The sequence below is a fragment of the Streptomyces sp. NPDC044033 genome (assembly GCF_056434425.1).
This window is the reverse complement of sequence record NZ_JBWKFF010000013.1, coordinates 41298-57804: the sequence shown is the minus strand read 5'-3', so window position 1 is coordinate 57804 and position 16507 is coordinate 41298. Positions and strand designations below refer to the sequence as shown.

The window sequence follows — 16507 nt, the reverse complement described above, 5'->3', positions numbered from 1 at the left end:
ACCGCTTTCCCGCCTCCGGCCGACACCCGGCCGGAGGCGGGGGCCGTTCACCGGAAGGCGTCGAGCCCGGTGAGCGCCTTGCCCAGCACCAGCTGGTGCATCTCCACCGTGCCCTCGTAGGTGAGCACGGACTCCAGGTTCGTGGCGTGCCGCATGACGGGGTACTCCAGCGAGATCCCGTTGGCGCCGAGGATCGTACGGGCCGTGCGGCAGATGTCGATGGCCTCCCGCACGTTGTTGAGCTTCCCGAAGCTGACCTGTTCGGGCCTGAGCGTGCCCGCGTCCATCCGCCGCCCGAGATGGTGCGCGAGCAGTATGCCCTTGTGCAGTTCCACGGCCATGTCGGCGAGCTTGGCCTGGGTGAGCTGGAAGCCGCCGATCGGCCGGCCGAACTGCTCGCGGCCGCGCGCGTAGTCGAGCGCGGACTCGAAAGAGGCGCGGGCCGCGCCCATCGACCCCCACACGATTCCGTAGCGGGCGTGGGAGAGGCAGCTCAGCGGCCCGCGCAGCCCGGTGGCCCCGGGGAGGACGGCGTCGGCGGGGAGCCGCACCTCGTCCAGGACGAGTTCGCTGGTGACCGAGGCCCGCAGCGACCACTTGTGCTTGATCTCCGGCGCGGCGAAGCCGGGGGCGTCGGTGGGCACGACGAAGCCCCGGATGCCGTCGTCGGTGCGGGCCCAGACCACGGCGACGCCCGCCACCGAGCCATTGGTGATCCACATCTTGCGGCCCGTCAGCACCCAGTCCCCGCCGTCGCGCTTGGCGTACGTGCGCATGCCGGCCGGGTCGGAGCCGTGGTCCGGCTCGGTCAGCCCGAAGCAGCCGATGGTCTCGCCCGCCGCCATCCCCGGCAGCCACCGCTGCTTCTGCTCCTCGGAGCCGAACCGGTGGATCGCGTACATCGCCAGGGAGCCCTGCACGGAGACCAGGGAGCGGACGCCGGAGTCGGCGGCCTCCAGCTCCAGGCAGGCCAGCCCGTACTGGACGGCGCTCGCGCCCGCGCAGCCGTAGCCCTTGAGGGTCATGCCGAGCGCGCCCATGGAGCCGAGTTCGCGGGTGAGTTCGCGGATGCCGGGCAGTTCCCCGCGCTCGTACCAGTCCGCGATGTGCGGCAGCACCCGGTCGGCGGCCCACTGGCGGACGGTGGCCCGTACGGCGAGGTCTTCGGGGGCGAGGAGGTCGTCGATCCCGAGCGGATCAGTCGGGTCGAACGGCGGCAAGGAGCGTACGGACATGTCTGCGCCTCCGGCAGTGATCTTTTCGGCTCGCGCCCGACGCTACGACCGGCCGGCGCTCCGCGTCCAGAGGCCCCGGGGCCGCGCGGCCGGGCCGCGGACGGTTCGCGGCGGTGTGGATCAAGGACCGGCCGACAGGTCCGCGGCGGCGTGGATCAGCCGCCGGACTCCGCCGCGCACGGCTCGGCCCTGCGCGGTCCGGCCTCGCGGCCGGTGACCGGCTCCGCGCCGGCCCCCTCGCCCGAGTCCGCGTCCGCGTCGCCGTCCGGGGCCGATTCCGGGTCCGGCCCGCTCTCGCACTCCATCGTGCGCGGCAGCCGCAGCGCGGCGAGCGCGCCGAGGAGCAGCAGCCCCGCGCTGACGATCAGGGTGACGTGCAGGCCGTGCACGAAGGAGGCACGGGCGGCGTGGCGCAGCGCGCCGCCGGCCGCGCCGCCGAGCCGTCCGGAGACGTCGTACGCCTCGCCGAGGGAGTGGCTCGCGGCGGCGGCGGAGTCGCTGGGGACGCCGGAGGCGCCCTTGACGCCGGGCGCGTACGCGGCGTTCATGACGCTGCCGAGCAGCGCGATGCCGATGCCCGCGCCGAGCTGGTAGGAGGTCTCGCCGATGGCGGCCGCTCCCCCGGCGGAGGCGGCGGGGGCCTCGCTGAGCATGGACTCGTACGCGCCGAAGAGCGTGGTCTCCAGGCCGAAACCGAGCAGTACGAAGCTGATGATGAGGAGCACGGGCCGGTCCTGCTGGCCCATGACGGTCAGCGAGAGGACGGCGGCGGCGGTGAGGACGAAGCCGAGGCCGACCATGGTGCGGGGGCCGAGGCGGTCCAGTATTCGCGACCCCACCAGGCCCGCGGCCATCGCGGCGAAGGTGAGCGGCAGCAGCCGCAGCCCGGTTTCGAGGGGGGTGAGGCCGAGGACGAGCTGGAGGTACTGGGCCGCCACGAGTTCGAGGCCGACGAGGGCCAGCATGGCCAGGACGATGCAGCCGACCGAGGTGCCGAAGGCGGGCCGGGCGAACATCGTGAGGTCGACGAGGGGGTGTTCGCGGCGGCGCTGGCGGCGGACGAACAGGACGAGGAGGGCCGCGCCGAGGATGACCGGGGCGAGGGTGTCGACGGTCAGCAGCGCCTCGCCGCCGCCCGCCCGCTTGACCCCGAGGACGACCCCGAACAGCCCGAACGCGGCCATCAGCGCGCCGATCACATCCCAGGGCCCGTCGCGGTCGCCGGTGGACTCGGGCAGCAGCCAGCGGCCGATCGGCAGGCTGACGACCATCAGCGGGATGTTGATGAGGAAGACCGAGCCCCACCAGAAGTGTTCGAGGAGGAAGCCGCCGAGCAGCGGTCCGACGGCCGCGCCGACGGCCGCGACCGCGCTCCAGACGCCGATGGCCAGCGCCCGTTCGCGGCGGTCGGGGAAGACCTGACGGAGGATCGACAGGGTCGCGGGCATGATCATCGCGCCGCCGACGCCGAGCAGGGCCCGGGCCGCCACCAGCACGTCGGGGCTGGTGGCGAAGGCCGCGAGCGCCGAGGCCAGGCCGAAGAACCCGTATCCGAGCAGCAGTACGCGGCGCCGCCCGACGCGGTCGCCGAGGGTGCCGAAGAGGATGAGCAGGGAGGCGCAGACGAGCGGGTAGACGTCGACGATCCACAGCAGCTCCATCGGGCCGGGGCGCAGCTCCTCGGTGACGGCGGGCACGGCGACGTGCAGCACCGTCGAGTCGAGGGCGACCAGCAGCAGGCTGACGCAGAGCACGACGAGCACGGTCCAGCGGTTGGCCCCGCCCTGGCGTCCGCCTCGATGCCGGGACGGGCCGTCCGCTGTCGGCCTGTCGCCGGCCGTGGTCGTCCCGGACATTTCACACACCTCCGTGTCGTGCGCTCGCGCTCGGAACGGGCCAAGGGGGACTGTGGACCCGGCGTCGAGGGGCGAGTGAGTCGTCAGAGTACGCGAGTCCTCCGGGGGGCCGTAGGGCACTCCTCCCGTTGGGAGACCGATCACAGCAGATCACCGGGGTCGGCGGCGGCTCAGCGCCCCTGCTCCATACCCCGTGGGCCATGACCGATAATCGTGGCGATGACCGGTCTCTCTCCCGCGCTGAGCGCACCCGCGAGCCCCGGTGTGCGTGCGGTGGCCGAGGCGGTGCGCCGGGCCGCGCCCGCGCTCTTGGCCTTCGCGTGCGTACGCCTCCTCGGCCTCGTGGTCCTCGCGGTGTGGAGCCGTGCGGCGGGCAACAGCCCGCACCAGTTGCTCTCCGCGCGCTGGGACTCGCTCTGGTACACCCACGTCGCCGAGCACGGCTACGGCCACACGCTCGATCTGGGCGGCGGCCGGGTCCATTCCGATCTGGCCTTCTTCCCGCTGCTGCCGTGGCTGGAGCGGGGCCTGGCCGCCTGCTCGCCGCTGACCGCCGCCGACGCGGGCCTGGTCGTCTCGGCGGTCTCCTCGCTCTTCGCGGCCTGGGCGGTCTTCCTGATCGGCGAGCGGGTGTACGGGCGGCGGGCGGGCATCGCGTTCGCCGCGCTGTGGGCGGCGCTGCCGGTGTCGGTCGTGCAGTCGATGGCGTACTCCGAGTCGCTGTTCACGGCGCTGGCGGCCTGGGGCGTGTACGCGGTGCTGACCGGCCGCTGGGTCTGGGCGGGGTCCTTCGCGCTGCTGGCGGGGGCGACCCGGCCGGTGGGCGCGGCCGTCGTCGCGGCCGTGTGGCTCACGGCCGCGGTCGCGCTGGCGTCCGGCGGCCGGTGGCGGACGGCCTGGCGGGCCGAGCGGCGGATGCTGCTGGGGGTGGTGCTCGCGCCGCTGGGCTGGCTCGCGTACTTCGTGTGGGTCGGCGTGCGCGAGGGCGACGCCCTGGGGTATCTGCGGGTGCAGGCCGGCTGGGGCAACGGCTTCGACGGCGGGCTGACCTTCGCCGGCTTCGTCGGCGACCGGCTCGCGGGGCCGGGGCTCCTCGCCGGTCTGGCGCTGCTGGCGGGGGTGGCGCTGGTCATCTGGCTGTACGTGCGCGGGGTGCGGCAGGGGCAGCCGCTGCCGCTGCTGGTGTTCGCGGGCGTCGTGCTGCTGCTCGCGCTGACCGCGAAGGGTTACTTCGGCTCGAAGCCGCGGCTGATGCTGCCCGCGTTCCCGCTGGTGCTGCCCCTGGCGGTGGCGCTGGCCCGGCTGCGGACCCGGTGGGCCGCGGCGACGCTCGGGACGGTGGCGCTGGCCTCGGCCGTGTATGGCGCGTTCTGGCTGAACGGGACCGGCCCGCCGTGACCGCCGGGCCGGTCCGGGGCCGCGATCACGGCGGCCGGGAAACGGTTCGGGACATCCCGGCCAATCGGCGATAAACGGCGGTGCGAGAAAAGGATAAAGAGACGGAAGGCCCTCCGGCGACATCTTCACACCGGTTTCTTTAGGTCTCCTTTATTTATCTGAATCACGCCATCGAAAGACACGATCGAGACAGACTCCACATCACATCGTCATCACAAAGAGTCCTGATCGGCCATGCCTTCCTGTCACCCAATGTAACGTCGATTGGGTGCGTACCAATGACGAGCTCGTCCAAGCGGAGGAGCGCCCTGACGATCCGCGACCACGGATGACCCGGACACGTCTGGGCATCTTCGTGGCGACCTTCGTGGTCTACCTGGCGATCGTGGTCGGCGTGCTCACCACGTCCTGGCCGGTGCGGTTCGACTGGCAGGTCATGCTGTTCCACCCGTACAAGCAGTGGCCGGAGATCCACACCTTCCTCGACTACTTCGTGGTGCTGGGGCAGCGCGGGCCGACGGCGGTGGCGGTGGCGGCCTGGCTGGGCTGGCGCTCGTACAAGCAGCAGAGCCTGCGCCCGCTGCTGGTGCTGGGCTCCTCACTGCTGCTGCTCAACATCACCGTGGGCGCCGCCAAGCTCGGCATGGGCCGGCTCGGGCCGCACTACGCGACGGAGATCGGTTCGAACGAGATGTTCGCAGGCGGGGATATATTCCCTTCCGGCCACACCGCCAACGCCGTCGTGACCTGGGGCGTACTCGCCTATCTGGCCACCACCCCGCTGACCCGCCGCGTCACCTCCGTGATCGTCGCCTCGCTCGCCTTCGGCATCGGCATGACGACCGTCTACCTCGGCACCCACTGGGTGAGCGATGTGACGCTCGGCTGGACCGCCGGCCTGCTCGTCCTGCTGGCCCTGCCCTGGTTCGAGCCGATGATGGCCTACGCCGAGGCGCACGTGATGGCGCTGCTGCGGCGGCTGCGCGACAGCGGGGCGCTCACCCCCGCTCCGGCCGGCGGTCTGACCGTCATCGCCGCGCCGCGCCCGGCCGTGGACGACGAACTGCCCGTCCTCGAACCGGTGGGGGCCGCCAGCCGGTCGGGCGGCGGCTCGTCCCCGGCCGCCGGGCGGGTTCCGGACGCCTGGCCGCACCTGTCGCCCCGGCCGCACACCGTCCGCTCCGAGCGGACCCCCGTCACCCCCGGCGGCAGCCGCCGCCCGCCGCACGGCGACCGCGCCCCGCGCACGGCGCCGCTGGGACCCTCGGCCGGGCGGGGGCGCACGGCCGGCACCTGAGCGCCTCGGCCGCCGCGCCGACCGGCCCGCGGGGAAGCGGTACGCACAGCCTTCTCCCCGCACCACCGCGGCCCCGGCCGCCCCTGCCACCAGGGGCGGCCGGGGCCGTCGCCGTGCGGCCGGGCCGTCAGCCCTTCCAGCAGCGGCGCACCGTGCCGTGCCCGACCTCGAAGTTGAGCCTGCCGCCCTGGTACTCCATGGTGATGATCGCGCCCGGCGGCAGCGCGCGCACCGTGCTCCAGCCGCGCGCGCGGGCCTGCTCCTCGGCCTCGGCCGCGTCGAGACCCACGTACCGGTCCGGGTCGTCCTCGGGTTCGTAAGGGGGCTTCGGAAGAGGTGCCATGGCAGCCACCGTAGGCCGCCGGGCCCGGCGGCGGAAGTCCGGGCGGTGCCATGGACTCATGCGCAACGTGTTCGCCACTGGTCACACTTGTGTCACAGAAAACTGACTCCGGTTTGCCGTAACGGACGTCACTCGTACGGTGCTTCTCTTGCCGTGTCCAAGACACGCTAACGGTCTCCGGATAAATTCCCGGGCCCTTCCCGAGGAATGCCGCGGGCCGATCGGGCACGCGCGGCTAAAGCCCCGGACGCGGGGATAGCGGACAGGCCCGGCCATCGGAATTCACGCGGCGCGGCGAAATGCGGTGGCGGGCACATGGATTACACAAATCCGCCACATCCTGCCCCTGGCCCCCGCACAGGTTTGACGCGGCTCCGGAGCGGTACCCGCTCCCCCGAGGTCACCTATGACAGACACACCTGAGAAGCGAGACAAGAGCGCGGCGGGCGGCGAACCGACACCGCTCGAACTTCTGCGCGCGGCCCGCGAGCAGCTGGCCGAACTGACCGGACGGACACCCGAGACGGTCTCCCGGTTCGAGCGGACCGAGGACGGCTGGACAGTGGAGGCGGAGGTCGTGGAAGTCGCCCGGGTGCCGGAGACGATGAGTCTCATGGCGCTCTACGAAGTGACGCTCGACGCGGACGGCCGCCTCACCGGCTACCGGCGCATCCGCCGCTACGAGCGTTCGCGGTCCGACCGCGGCTGACACCCGGCCCCCGGCCCCGGCCGCGGCTGATACCCGGCACCCGGCCCCGCGCCGGCCACGAGCACCAGGAGAGGAAGACCGGCGACATGACCACTGCCCCCGCCTCCCGCCCCCGGACGGACGGAGAGCCAGTGAGCACGTATGTGTACGGCATCGCACGCGGCGAACGGGTCGAGTACCCGGAGCGGCTCACGGGCGTCGGCGACCCGCCGCGACCCGTGCGCGCGCTCAACGAGGGACGGCTCACCGCGATCGTCAGCGACTGCCCGGAGCACCTGCGGCCCAAGCGACGCGACCTGATGGCGCACCAGCAGGTGCTGGCCCGGGTCGGCGAGCGGTCGGCCGTGCTGCCGATGCGGTTCGGCAGCGTCTCCCCCAGCGACGACGCCGTACGCACCGTGCTGACCGACCAGGCCGAGCACTACCACGACCAACTGGAGCGGCTGACCGGCCGCGTCGAGTACAACGTGAAGGCCGTGCACCGCGAGGACGCGGTACTCCACCTCGTCCTCGCCGACAGCGCCGAGCTGCGCGCCCTCGCCGAGGCCAACCGGTCGGCCGGCGGCGGCACGTACGAGCAGCGGCTGCGCTTCGGCGAACTCGTCGCGGGCAGCGTGCGCGAGCGCGAGGAGCGCGACGCCAGGCTGGTGGAGGAGACGCTGCTGCCGCTGTCCGAGGAGAGCCGGCCGGGGCCGGAGAGCGGCGGCTGGTTCGTGAACATGTCCTTCCTCGTCGAGAAGGGCGCGGGCGCCGAGGAGCTGCTGCGCACCGTCGACGAGCTGACCGGACACCACCCCCACATGGAGCTGAACGTGCACGGCCCGCTGCCTCCGTACAGCTTCGTCGAGCCGTGAGCGGGGGCGGCGGGACCGCGGGCCGGCAGGCGGCCGGCCCGCGGAAAGCGGATCGACGGACGGGAGGAGGGGTCGCGGTGTCCGAGGGCCCGACGACCGGGGAGCTGCTGTACGCCTATGCCGTCGCACGGGACGCCGAGACCGGCGACGCGGCGCTCGAATCCGTCGGCGGCGTGTGCGGCCGGCCCGTGCGGACGGTGCGGCATCTGGGGCTCGCGGCGCTGGTGAGCCCGGTGCCCGCCGCCGACTTCGACGAGGCGGGGCTGCGCGCGCGGCTGGAGGATCTGCCGTGGCTGAGCGAGGTGGCCCGCGCCCACCAGCGGGTCGTGGACGCGGCCTCGCGGGAGTGCTGCGTGCTGCCGCTGCGGCTGGCCACCGTCTACCGCGACGAGGCGGGGCTGCGGCGCGTACTGGCCGCCGAGCGGGAGGAGTTCGCCACGGTGCTCGACCGCCTGGAGGGGCGGGTCGAGTGGGGCGTCAAGGCGTACGCCGCCGGGCCCGGCCCGGACGGCGGGGCCAGGCCGGACGGCGGGGCCGGCTCGGACGGCGGGGCCGAGGAAGCGGTCGCGGGCGCCTCCGGGCTCTCCGGCAGCACCGGTGACCCCGGCAGTTCCGGCAGCACCGGCAGCCCCGGCGGCTCCAGCCGCTCCGGCCGCGACTACCTGCGCCGGCGCGGCGCGCAGCGGCGGGCCCGCGAGGAGCGGCGGCAGCACGCCGACGAGCGCGCCCGCCTGGTGCACGATGCCCTCGCCGCACTGGCCGAGGGCGTCCGGCTGCACCCGCCGCAGGACGCCAGGCTCTCCGGCGATCCGGACCGCAACGTCCTCAACGCCGCGTATCTGGTGCGCCGCGAGCGCAGCTCCGAGTTCACCACGCGGGTGGGCGAGCTGGCGCAGGCGTCGGACGGCGTGCGGCTGGAGCTGACCGGGCCGTGGGCGCCGTACTCCTTCGTTTCCCGCGAGGAGCGGGGCGCCGACGAGTGAGGGAACAGGAACAGCTCGCGCTCGTGGACCTGCTGGACCGGCTGCTGGCGGGCGGCGCCGTGATCGCGGGCGACATCACGCTGCGGATCGCCGACGTCGACCTCGTACGGATCGACCTGCGGGCGCTCATCAGCTCGGTGAACGAGAACGTGCCCTCGCCGTGGGGCAGTTCGGGACAGGAGATCGGCGCGGGGAGGGAGTGGGACGCGTGAGTGACCGTACCGTGAGCGGCCGGGTCGAACTGGACCGGGACACCGTCGAGCGCGATCTGATGAAGCTGGTGCTCACCGTCGTCGAGCTGCTGCGCCAGCTGATGGAGCGGCAGGCGCTGCGGCGGGTGGACCAGGGCGATCTGACGGAGGATCAGGAGGAGCGGATGGGGCTGACCCTGATGCTGCTCTCGGAGCGTATGACCGAGCTGCGCGAGCGGTACGGGCTGAGCGCCGCGGACCTCAATTTGGACCTCGGCCCGCTCGGGCCGCTGCTGCCCCCTGAATAAGGCGTGATCCGCACCCCCAAGCACCCCGACGCACCCTCGCGCAACCGCCGGGCGGCGAGCATCATGGCCTGAGCCCGAATGCTCGTAAGCCCAATGCCCCAATGGCCCACGCTCCATGGCCCAGGGCCCTTCACCCCGGCGCAGGCGACATCGAGGGAGCACAGATGGGTGCGGACACCGCGGAGGCTGCCGCCGGTCCGGTGCGGGTGCGCCGGCCCGGACAGACCGTCGTCGCCTGGCTGACCACGACCGACCACAAGAAGATCGGCCACCTCTATCTGATCACGTCGTTCGGCTTCTTCCTGATCGGCGGCGTGCTGGCGCTGCTGATGCGCACCGAACTGGCCCGCCCCGGGCTCCAGATCTTGACGAACGAGGAGTTCAACGAGGCGTTCACGGCGCACGGCACGATCATGCTGCTGCTGTTCGCGACGCCGGCGTTCGCGGGCTTCGCCAACGAGATCATGCCGTTGCAGATCGGCTCTCCCGACGTCGCCTTCCCGCGCCTGAACATGCTCTCGTACTGGCTGTTCCTCTTCGGCGGGCTGATCGTGGTGTCCAGCCTGCTGATGCCCGCGGGCGGCGCGGCCTTCGGCTGGACCGCCTACGCGCCGCTGAACAGCATGGTGCGGTCGCCGGGCGGCGGGGCCGATATGTGGATCATGGGGTTGGCGCTGGCCGGCTTCGGCACGATCCTCGGCGCGGTGAACTTCCTGACCACGATCATCGGGATGCGCGCGCCCGGCATGACGATGTTCCGGATGCCGATCTTCACCTGGAACGTGCTCTTCACCTCGATCCTCGTGCTGATGGCCTTCCCGGTGCTGGCGGCCGCGCTGCTCTCCCTGGAGGCGGACCGGCGGTTCGGGTCGATGGTCTTCGAAGCGCCGTACGGCGGGGCGCTGCTGTGGCAGCACCTGTTCTGGTTCTTCGGCCATCCCGAGGTCTACATCATCGCGCTGCCGTTCTTCGGCATCATCACGGAGATCATCCCGGTCTTCTCCCGGAAGCCGATCTTCGGCTATGTGATGCTGATCGGCGCGACGATGGCGATCACCGGGCTGTCGGTGGTCGTGTGGGCGCACCACATGTTCGCGACGGGCGCGGTGCTGCTGCCCTTCTTCTCGTTCATGTCATTCCTGATCGCGGTGCCCACCGGGGTGAAGTTCTTCAACTGGATCGGCACCATGTGGCGCGGCTCGCTGTCCTTCGAGACGCCGATGCTGTGGGCGATCGGCTTCCTGGTGAGTTTCCTGTTCGGCGGGCTCACGGGCGTGATCCTGGCCTCGCCGCCGCTGGACTTCCACGTCACGGACAGCTACTTCGTCGTCGCGCACTTCCACTACGTGGTGTTCGGGACGGTGGTGTTCGCGATGTTCGCGGGCTTCTACTTCTGGTGGCCCAAGTTCACCGGCAAACTACTCGACGAACGGCTCGGGAAGCTGCACTTCTGGACGCTGTTCGTGGGCTTCCACACCACGTTCCTGGTGCAGCACTGGCTGGGCGTGGAGGGCATGCCGCGGCGGTACGCGGACTATCTGTCGGCCGACGGCTTCACAGCGCTCAACACCCTCTCCACGGCGGGCGCGTTCCTGCTGGGCCTGTCCACGCTGCCGTTCCTCTACAACGTCTGGAAGACCGCGAAATACGGCCGGAAGATCGACGTGGACGACCCGTGGGGGTTCGGCCGCTCGCTGGAGTGGGCGACGTCCTGCCCGCCGCCGCGCCACAACTTCCTGACCCTGCCGCGCATCCGCTCCGAATCCCCGGCCTTCGACCTGCACCATCCGCAGGTCGTACGGGACGAGATGGTCGTACGGGACGAGATGGGGGTGGCCGACGGGCCGGAGTCGTCTTCCGCAACGGACGGTCCCGTGGAGCCGACCGCCCCGGAGAACGGCTGAGCCGGCTCGTGGCCGCATGCGTCCGCCGACCGCCGAGGAGTGTTGCTCGGCCTCGGCGGCCGGCGGTCGCGTAGATCTGATCGGATCATGGCATCCGGCGGCGGGCGCCGCCGGTCACCATCGGTACCAGCGTGACCTGCTCCCCCCAGCGGCCGTGGACCGGAAGAGGAAGCCGAGCAGCCAGATCACCAGGACCGCCACCGCGACCCACCACAGAATCTTGATCGCGAAACCTGCGCCGAAGAGGATCAGGGCGAGCAGGAGAACGAGAAGAACTGGAACCATTATTCGCACCTCCGCAGCGCCGAGTGCCCCTGGATGCGCGTTCCATACCCCTTTTTCCGGGCCGCTGTCCGAGACGGCACCCGCCGCCGTCCGAGACGGTGCCGTGCCCGCCCGTCGGACGGGGCGGCGCCCGCCCGGCGCCCCTCGGCGGCCGGCGGGCCGTCAGCGGGCGGCGGGCCGTCAGCGGGCGGCGGGCTCGCGCTCGTCGATCCGCAGCGACAGGTCGTTGTCGGCCGTGTAGTACGGGCCGGCCTGCGCGGGGGCGTGCTCGGCGTCGATGGGGCGCGCCGGATAGACGAAGACCGGCTTCTTCTCGGCGATGTCGTCGAGGATGCGGGCGATACGGACCGGCTCGCCGTCAGCCGGGCGCAGCCACAGGTCCCATACGTCGAGCCCGCCGCGCCACACTTCCGCCAGCGGCCCGTACGGCAGGGTGAAGGCGAACTCCGTGCCCTCGGCGGTCGTCGGAACCGTGTGGACCAGAGCGGCGTCGCGCCGGCAGCGGGCCTCGACCACGGCGCCGTCCAACCACGCCTGCGGGTCCTGGACGCGGTAGAGGAGGCCGCGGGCGGTTATGCCGGCACTCTCGACCTGGATGTCGGCGGCCTCGGCGTGCGGCCCGCGGAGCCAGCTGCGCAGCGAGAGGTTGCCGTGCTTGGTCGCGTACGGGATGCGGACGGCGAGCGGCGAGATGCTCTGGCCGGGCCTGCGGTCGACGAGCGAGCGCAGGTCGTTCAGGCCGGGCACGAGCCGCCGGACGTCGTCCTCGCCGCAGGCCACGTGGATGTCCCAGCGGCCCTCGGGGAGCGCGACCGTGCTGGGCAGCACGGCCCTCAGCCGTCCGTCGCCGTTGGGCGACAGGGGCAGGCGGACCTCATCGGAATCGACGTCCGCGTCCGCCACCCGGCGGCGCAGGACGAGCGCGGCCGTCCAGTCGCCGGTGGGGGCGGGGCGGCCCCAGACGTCGACGTCGAAGGTGAGTCCGCCCGCGGAGTCCGCGATGCAGTCGGCGCGCGGCGGGGCAGACACGATGGTGGGCTCCTCGGGTGGGGTGACGGGGTGGTGGCGCGGGGCGGAGGTCGTCATGCGGCTCGCCCCCGTCGCAGCGCTGCTCTTCCGACGTCCTTGCTGCGGAACGCGTTGCTCAGCAGGGCGCCGCGGGTGCGGTGCAGCGAGCCGCGCAGCGAGCCGCGGGCCACGAGGTCGGCGAAGAGCGACTCGTAGCGGCCGGCGATCCGTGACGGGTCGAAGCGCTCCGAGTGCGCGAGGGCCTCGCGGCCCATGCGCTGACGGAGCTCGTCGTCGTTGATGAGGCTCAGCAGGCCGTCGGCGATGGCGTCGACCTTCCCGGTGGGCACGAGGAGGCCGTCGACTCCGCTGTCGATGATCTCGCCGGGGCCGTGCGGGCAGTCGGTGGAGACCACCGGCAGGCCGCAGCGCATGGCCTCGACGATGGTCATGCCGAAGGATTCCAGGCTGGAGGTGACGGCGGCGACGGAGCCCTTGACCCACTCGGGGTCCAGGGGGTTGGCGGGGCCCATGAGGAAGACGTGGTTGTAGAGGCCGCGCTTGTCGATCTGGGCGCGCAGCTTGGCGCGCTCGGCGCCGCCGCCGTAGATCCTCAGCCGCCAGTCGGGGCGCTGGGCGACGACCTTCTCGAAGGCGCGGATCAACAGGTCGTACCGCTTGGCGGGGGCGAGGCGGCCGGCCGCGACGACCCACTTCCCGGTCCCGTCGGCGGGGGCGACCGCGGGCGCGGGGATGGAGTTGGGCACGGCCTCGACGCGTACGCCGGGCAGCTTCATGAGCTTGCGGTAGGTGTCGGCGTCGGCCTCGGTCACGGTGGTGACCGCGTCCAGCCGGGGGTAGGCGGTGCGCAGCGTCCGCTTGAGCGGCGCGGAGTGGGTGGAGAGCGTCAGGTGCTCCTGGCCGACGCGGACGGGACCGCGCCGGGCCTGCTGGGCGATGTGCACGTTGAGCCCGGGGCGGGTGCCCACGACGACATCGCAGTCCAGGCCGCGCAGATGCTCGGCGATCCGCCGGTCGGTGAGCGCGCTGTACTGCTTGTAGCGGCCCTCGGTGGCAGGGAAGACGGTGGCCGGGCGTTCCTGCTCGGGGTCGTCGCCCTCGTAGGAGGGGCTGTCCTTGCGGAGGTCGACGAGGTGGCGCAGGCGCACATCGCCGCTCGGCGCGAGGATCGGCTCTTCGCGGTGGCGGAACACCGAGACGATCTCCACGTCGTGCTGCTCGGCGAGCGCGCTCGCCAGGTTGTACGTGGTCCGGATCGTCCCGCCGATGCCGTACGCGTTGTGGATAAGGAATGAAATGTGCATTCGACCCCGTATGCCGCTGATTTCCAGCGGACGTTACCACTCGCCCGCCTGCCTTGAGATAAGACTGTCGCCCGGTGGCCGAGGTTGACCGTGCTCACCAAGTCGTTCTTGAAGCGATGGCCAATCGGTAGCCGGAACCGGGAACTTTTCACTGTCCCCCGCATTACGGCCGGTGGGCAAGGAGGGGAACAGTGAAGCAATTGTGGATCATGTCGCCGCCCTCGGTGGCCCAGCGCCCCGCCCGCTCCGAACCCGGCCCGCCGACGCGCCACCGACAGGCGCGTACGGCGGCTCGCGGGCGGCCCGGCCGACTTCGCGTACGGGACCGGAAACGGCAGGCCACGCGCCGTACAGAGGGTGCGGTCGCTCATGAAGCGCCGTACGCGGCCCGGGGTGACGGCCCGAGAACGGGACGCGGCGGCATCGGTGAACCCCATGGCCGCGGCCCGGCCCTCCAGCCCCTGCCCCGAGATCGCCTCGTTCTTCGCATAGCGGCCCATGCCCGGCCGGAACCCGCGCGCTTCCGCGTCGCACGCGCCGTCGTGATTCGGCTGGAACCCGCCGCCCACAGGGCGTTACGGCGGTCCGGCGCCCCTTGCGGTCCTCGCGGGCGGTCGCCGTCCAGGTCTGCGCATGGGGGCCTCGGCGGCGTCCATCGCCTCGCACGGCCGCGCGTCGCCATGGGGGTCCGGCGCGCCCGCCGCGCCGCCCCGGGGGCCCTGCCCACGGCCCGGCACACGCCCTCGGCGCCCGCGCGGGTCGGCCCGCCCGGTCGGGTCGACCGGGCGGGCCGGGCGCCGGCGTCGCCGCGTGTCACCGCGGCGGCCGCCGACGCGATCGGTCACAACGCGAGCCGCTGCCCCGGCAGGATCAGGTCGGGGTCCGGGCCGATGACGGAGCGGTTGGCCGCGTGGAGCGCCCCCCAGGTGGTGCCGTGGACGGCTGCGACACCGCCCAGGGTGTCGCCGGAGACGACGGTGTAGTGGCCGCCCCGGACGGTGAGGCGGGGCCGGTCCGGCGCGGAGCGGTGCCGGTCGGCCTGGTGCGACGACCCGCGGCCCGTCTCCGGAGCGGGCTTGGGCGCGGGCTTCGGGGCGGCCTTGCGAACGGCCTTCGGCACGGCATTCGCGGTCAGGTGCCCCGGCGCCTTGCCGGAGGCCCCCGCTCGTGCCGAGCAGCTGGGCCACGCGCCCCAGCCCTGTGTCGCCTGGACCCTGGAGGCCACGGCGATCTGCTGGGCCCGGCTGGCCCGGTCGGCGGTCGCGGCGTACGCGCCGCCGCCGTGCGCCCGCCAGGTCCCGGCGCTGAACTGGAGCCCGCCGTAGTAGCCGTTGCCGGTGTTGACGTGCCAGTTTCCGCCGCTTTCGCAGGCGGCGATACGGTCCCACACTCCGCTGTCCGCCGCCCCGGCCGGGCCGGTGGCGGCGAGCAGCGCCAGCGGGGCGAGAAGTACGGCCCCGGCCAACGCTGCTGTCTCGCGACGACGTCTGGACATGGATTCCCTCTCGACGGACCCGAGGTCCCCCTGCCGGTGCGGGGCCGCCGTATCGGACGCCGGTCCTCCGCTCTGGCCTCGGGCGGTGCTCGCTGCACACGGCCGGTGAATGTAGGGAGCCGCTCACCCCGACGGCAACCGCTTCCCCTCCCGCAGCAGGCCAGTTCGACGTTACCGGCGGTATCAGCCTTTTTCAGACACCCACTTGATAGTGAGATATCGGCATTTACCACTGAGTGATCCGAATGATCTGTGACTCAGCTCACCTGGATAACTTCCATGCATTACCCACGCGTTGGCAGGGAGTGAGCGGTTCCGCCGCGCTTCTCACCGTGTGCGCCGATTGCCGCGATCCCGGCCCGGCCTACGCGTGACCCTCGACACAGATCGTCCGTTGTCTTCTCATGAGCCGGGAACAGCCCGGCGCACGCACCGAGTTCAAGGAGCCCCAGTGCCGCGCATGCTCGACGTCAGCGACGAGGTACGCGCCGAGATCGGCGACCAGGAAGCCGAGCGGCTGCTCACCGGCGACAACGCCCCGGGCAGCTACGACTGCACGTCCTGCCGCACCGCCGGCGACACCGAACAGGAGCGCACCAGCACCGTGCTCTTCGTCGGCGAGGAGACGGCCGTACTCGCCTTCGCCCACGCGAGCTGCATCCCCTCCCAGGTCGTCCCGGTCTCGGAGGAGCAGCTCCAGGGGGCCGTCCGGTCCATCAACGGCGAGGGTGGCACCCCCACGGCGCCCGCGCCCGCCGTTCCCGCGCCCGCCCCGCCGATCGAGACGCTCCCCCGCCAGGCCGTGCTCGGCGTGACCAGCGGCCTCGTGCTGATCAGCGGCGACCTCTACCCGGCGCTCGTGGTCGAGCCGACCGAGCCGATCGTCCGCCCGGGCACCGACGGCCCCGAGGACGAGTTCCTCACGCTCCTGACCGAGCAGGGGTTCGTGCCGGTCGGCCACCTCAAGGAGCCGCCCGCCGACAACCCCGGCTGGTCCGTGCTCGTGGCCATGGGCCAGCTGCACGCCGTCCTGCAGCCCGGCCCCGGCATCACGCCGACCGCCTGGTGGCAGGCGCACCAGCCGCTCCAGGTCACCGACGACTGGCGGTCCACCGTCAACCGGACCAAGAAGGTGCTCGTGTTCGCCGCGCCGGTCGGCACCATCGGCGCACAGCCGCGCGAGGACCTGCTCGCGGAGGCACTGGACCGGGCAGCGGCGGCCGGCCTGCTGGTCGGCGCCGCGATGCCGCTGGCGGGCACGTGATCACCGCACCACACCGGCCGCAAACCCCGCCAACGGGACATTCCCCGTCGCA

Annotated in this window: 16 protein-coding genes; 9 read left to right on the top strand and 7 right to left on the bottom strand. The window is 72.5% G+C overall.

From position 1 onward, the window contains the following. Positions 1-47: 47 nt before the first annotated feature. Positions 48-1235: an acyl-CoA dehydrogenase family protein gene (locus AC07AB_RS22795; protein ID WP_478569739.1), complete on the bottom strand. Its 1188-nt coding sequence runs from the start codon at positions 1233-1235 to the stop codon at positions 48-50. Positions 1236-1390: 155 nt separating this feature from the next. After that, the gene (locus AC07AB_RS22790) at positions 1391-3091 is read right to left on the bottom strand and encodes an MFS transporter (protein ID WP_478569738.1); all 1701 of its coding nucleotides are present in this window, start codon (positions 3089-3091) and stop codon (positions 1391-1393) included. A gap of 219 nt (positions 3092-3310) precedes the next feature. Here AC07AB_RS22790 and AC07AB_RS22785 point away from each other — a divergent pair, with 219 nt between their 5' ends. Together AC07AB_RS22785 and AC07AB_RS22780 are read left to right on the top strand one after the other, a co-directional pair. Further along, entirely contained in the window at positions 3311-4489 is a 1179-nt protein-coding gene (locus tag AC07AB_RS22785) for a hypothetical protein (protein ID WP_478569736.1), read from the top strand. A gap of 268 nt (positions 4490-4757) precedes the next feature. Then, positions 4758-5786, top strand: a complete 1029-nt coding sequence (locus AC07AB_RS22780) for a phosphatase PAP2 family protein (protein WP_478569734.1) — start codon at positions 4758-4760, stop codon at positions 5784-5786. 127 nt (positions 5787-5913) lie between these two features. Here the strand turns inward: AC07AB_RS22780 and AC07AB_RS22775 are convergent, their stop codons facing one another. Beyond that, positions 5914-6129, bottom strand: a complete 216-nt coding sequence (locus AC07AB_RS22775) for an I78 family peptidase inhibitor (RefSeq protein ID WP_478569732.1) — start codon at positions 6127-6129, stop codon at positions 5914-5916. Positions 6130-6535: 406 nt separating this feature from the next. Here AC07AB_RS22775 and AC07AB_RS22770 point away from each other — a divergent pair, with 406 nt between their 5' ends. The 6 genes from AC07AB_RS22770 to ctaD all read left to right on the top strand — a co-directional run bounded on the left by AC07AB_RS22770 (position 6536) and on the right by ctaD (position 11078). Further along, positions 6536-6838: a gas vesicle protein GvpO gene (locus tag AC07AB_RS22770; RefSeq protein WP_478569730.1), complete on the top strand. Its 303-nt coding sequence runs from the start codon at positions 6536-6538 to the stop codon at positions 6836-6838. A gap of 131 nt (positions 6839-6969) precedes the next feature. After that, positions 6970-7692 (top strand): GvpL/GvpF family gas vesicle protein, encoded by a 723-nt coding sequence (locus AC07AB_RS22765; protein ID WP_478569728.1) that lies wholly within the window; start codon positions 6970-6972, stop codon positions 7690-7692. A 77-nt stretch (positions 7693-7769) separates the two neighbouring features. Then, positions 7770-8675 (top strand): GvpL/GvpF family gas vesicle protein, encoded by a 906-nt coding sequence (locus AC07AB_RS22760; RefSeq protein WP_478569726.1) that lies wholly within the window; start codon positions 7770-7772, stop codon positions 8673-8675. Continuing rightward, a complete protein-coding gene (locus AC07AB_RS22755; protein WP_478569724.1) occupies positions 8672-8887 on the top strand; it encodes a gas vesicle protein in 216 nt (71 codons plus the stop codon). Before AC07AB_RS22760 ends, AC07AB_RS22755 begins: the two co-directional genes overlap by 4 nt. Next, on the top strand, positions 8884-9174 hold the full coding sequence (locus tag AC07AB_RS22750) for a gas vesicle protein K (RefSeq protein ID WP_478569722.1): 291 nt from the start codon (positions 8884-8886) through the stop codon (positions 9172-9174). Before AC07AB_RS22755 ends, AC07AB_RS22750 begins: the two co-directional genes overlap by 4 nt. 164 nt (positions 9175-9338) lie before the next feature. After that, entirely contained in the window at positions 9339-11078 is a 1740-nt protein-coding gene (ctaD, locus tag AC07AB_RS22745) for an aa3-type cytochrome oxidase subunit I (RefSeq protein ID WP_478569720.1), read from the top strand. 114 nt (positions 11079-11192) lie between these two features. Here ctaD and AC07AB_RS22740 read toward each other — a convergent pair whose 3' ends face one another. From AC07AB_RS22740 to AC07AB_RS22725, 4 genes are all read right to left on the bottom strand, one after another. Further along, positions 11193-11363: a hydrophobic protein gene (locus AC07AB_RS22740; protein ID WP_478569718.1), complete on the bottom strand. Its 171-nt coding sequence runs from the start codon at positions 11361-11363 to the stop codon at positions 11193-11195. Positions 11364-11543: 180 nt separating this feature from the next. Beyond that, positions 11544-12449: a hypothetical protein gene (locus AC07AB_RS22735; RefSeq protein WP_478569716.1), complete on the bottom strand. Its 906-nt coding sequence runs from the start codon at positions 12447-12449 to the stop codon at positions 11544-11546. Then, complete coding sequence (locus tag AC07AB_RS22730; protein WP_478569714.1) at positions 12446-13696, bottom strand: glycosyltransferase family 4 protein; 1251 nt, start codon at positions 13694-13696, stop codon at positions 12446-12448. The genes AC07AB_RS22735 and AC07AB_RS22730 overlap by 4 nt, the downstream gene beginning before the upstream one ends. A gap of 841 nt (positions 13697-14537) precedes the next feature. After that, positions 14538-15191, bottom strand: coding sequence for a transglycosylase family protein (locus AC07AB_RS22725; RefSeq protein ID WP_478569712.1), 654 nt, complete (start codon positions 15189-15191; stop codon positions 14538-14540). Between the two features lie 451 nt (positions 15192-15642). Here AC07AB_RS22725 and AC07AB_RS22720 point away from each other — a divergent pair, with 451 nt between their 5' ends. Next, positions 15643-16455, top strand: coding sequence for a hypothetical protein (locus AC07AB_RS22720; RefSeq protein ID WP_478569710.1), 813 nt, complete (start codon positions 15643-15645; stop codon positions 16453-16455). Positions 16456-16507 lie beyond the last annotated feature (52 nt).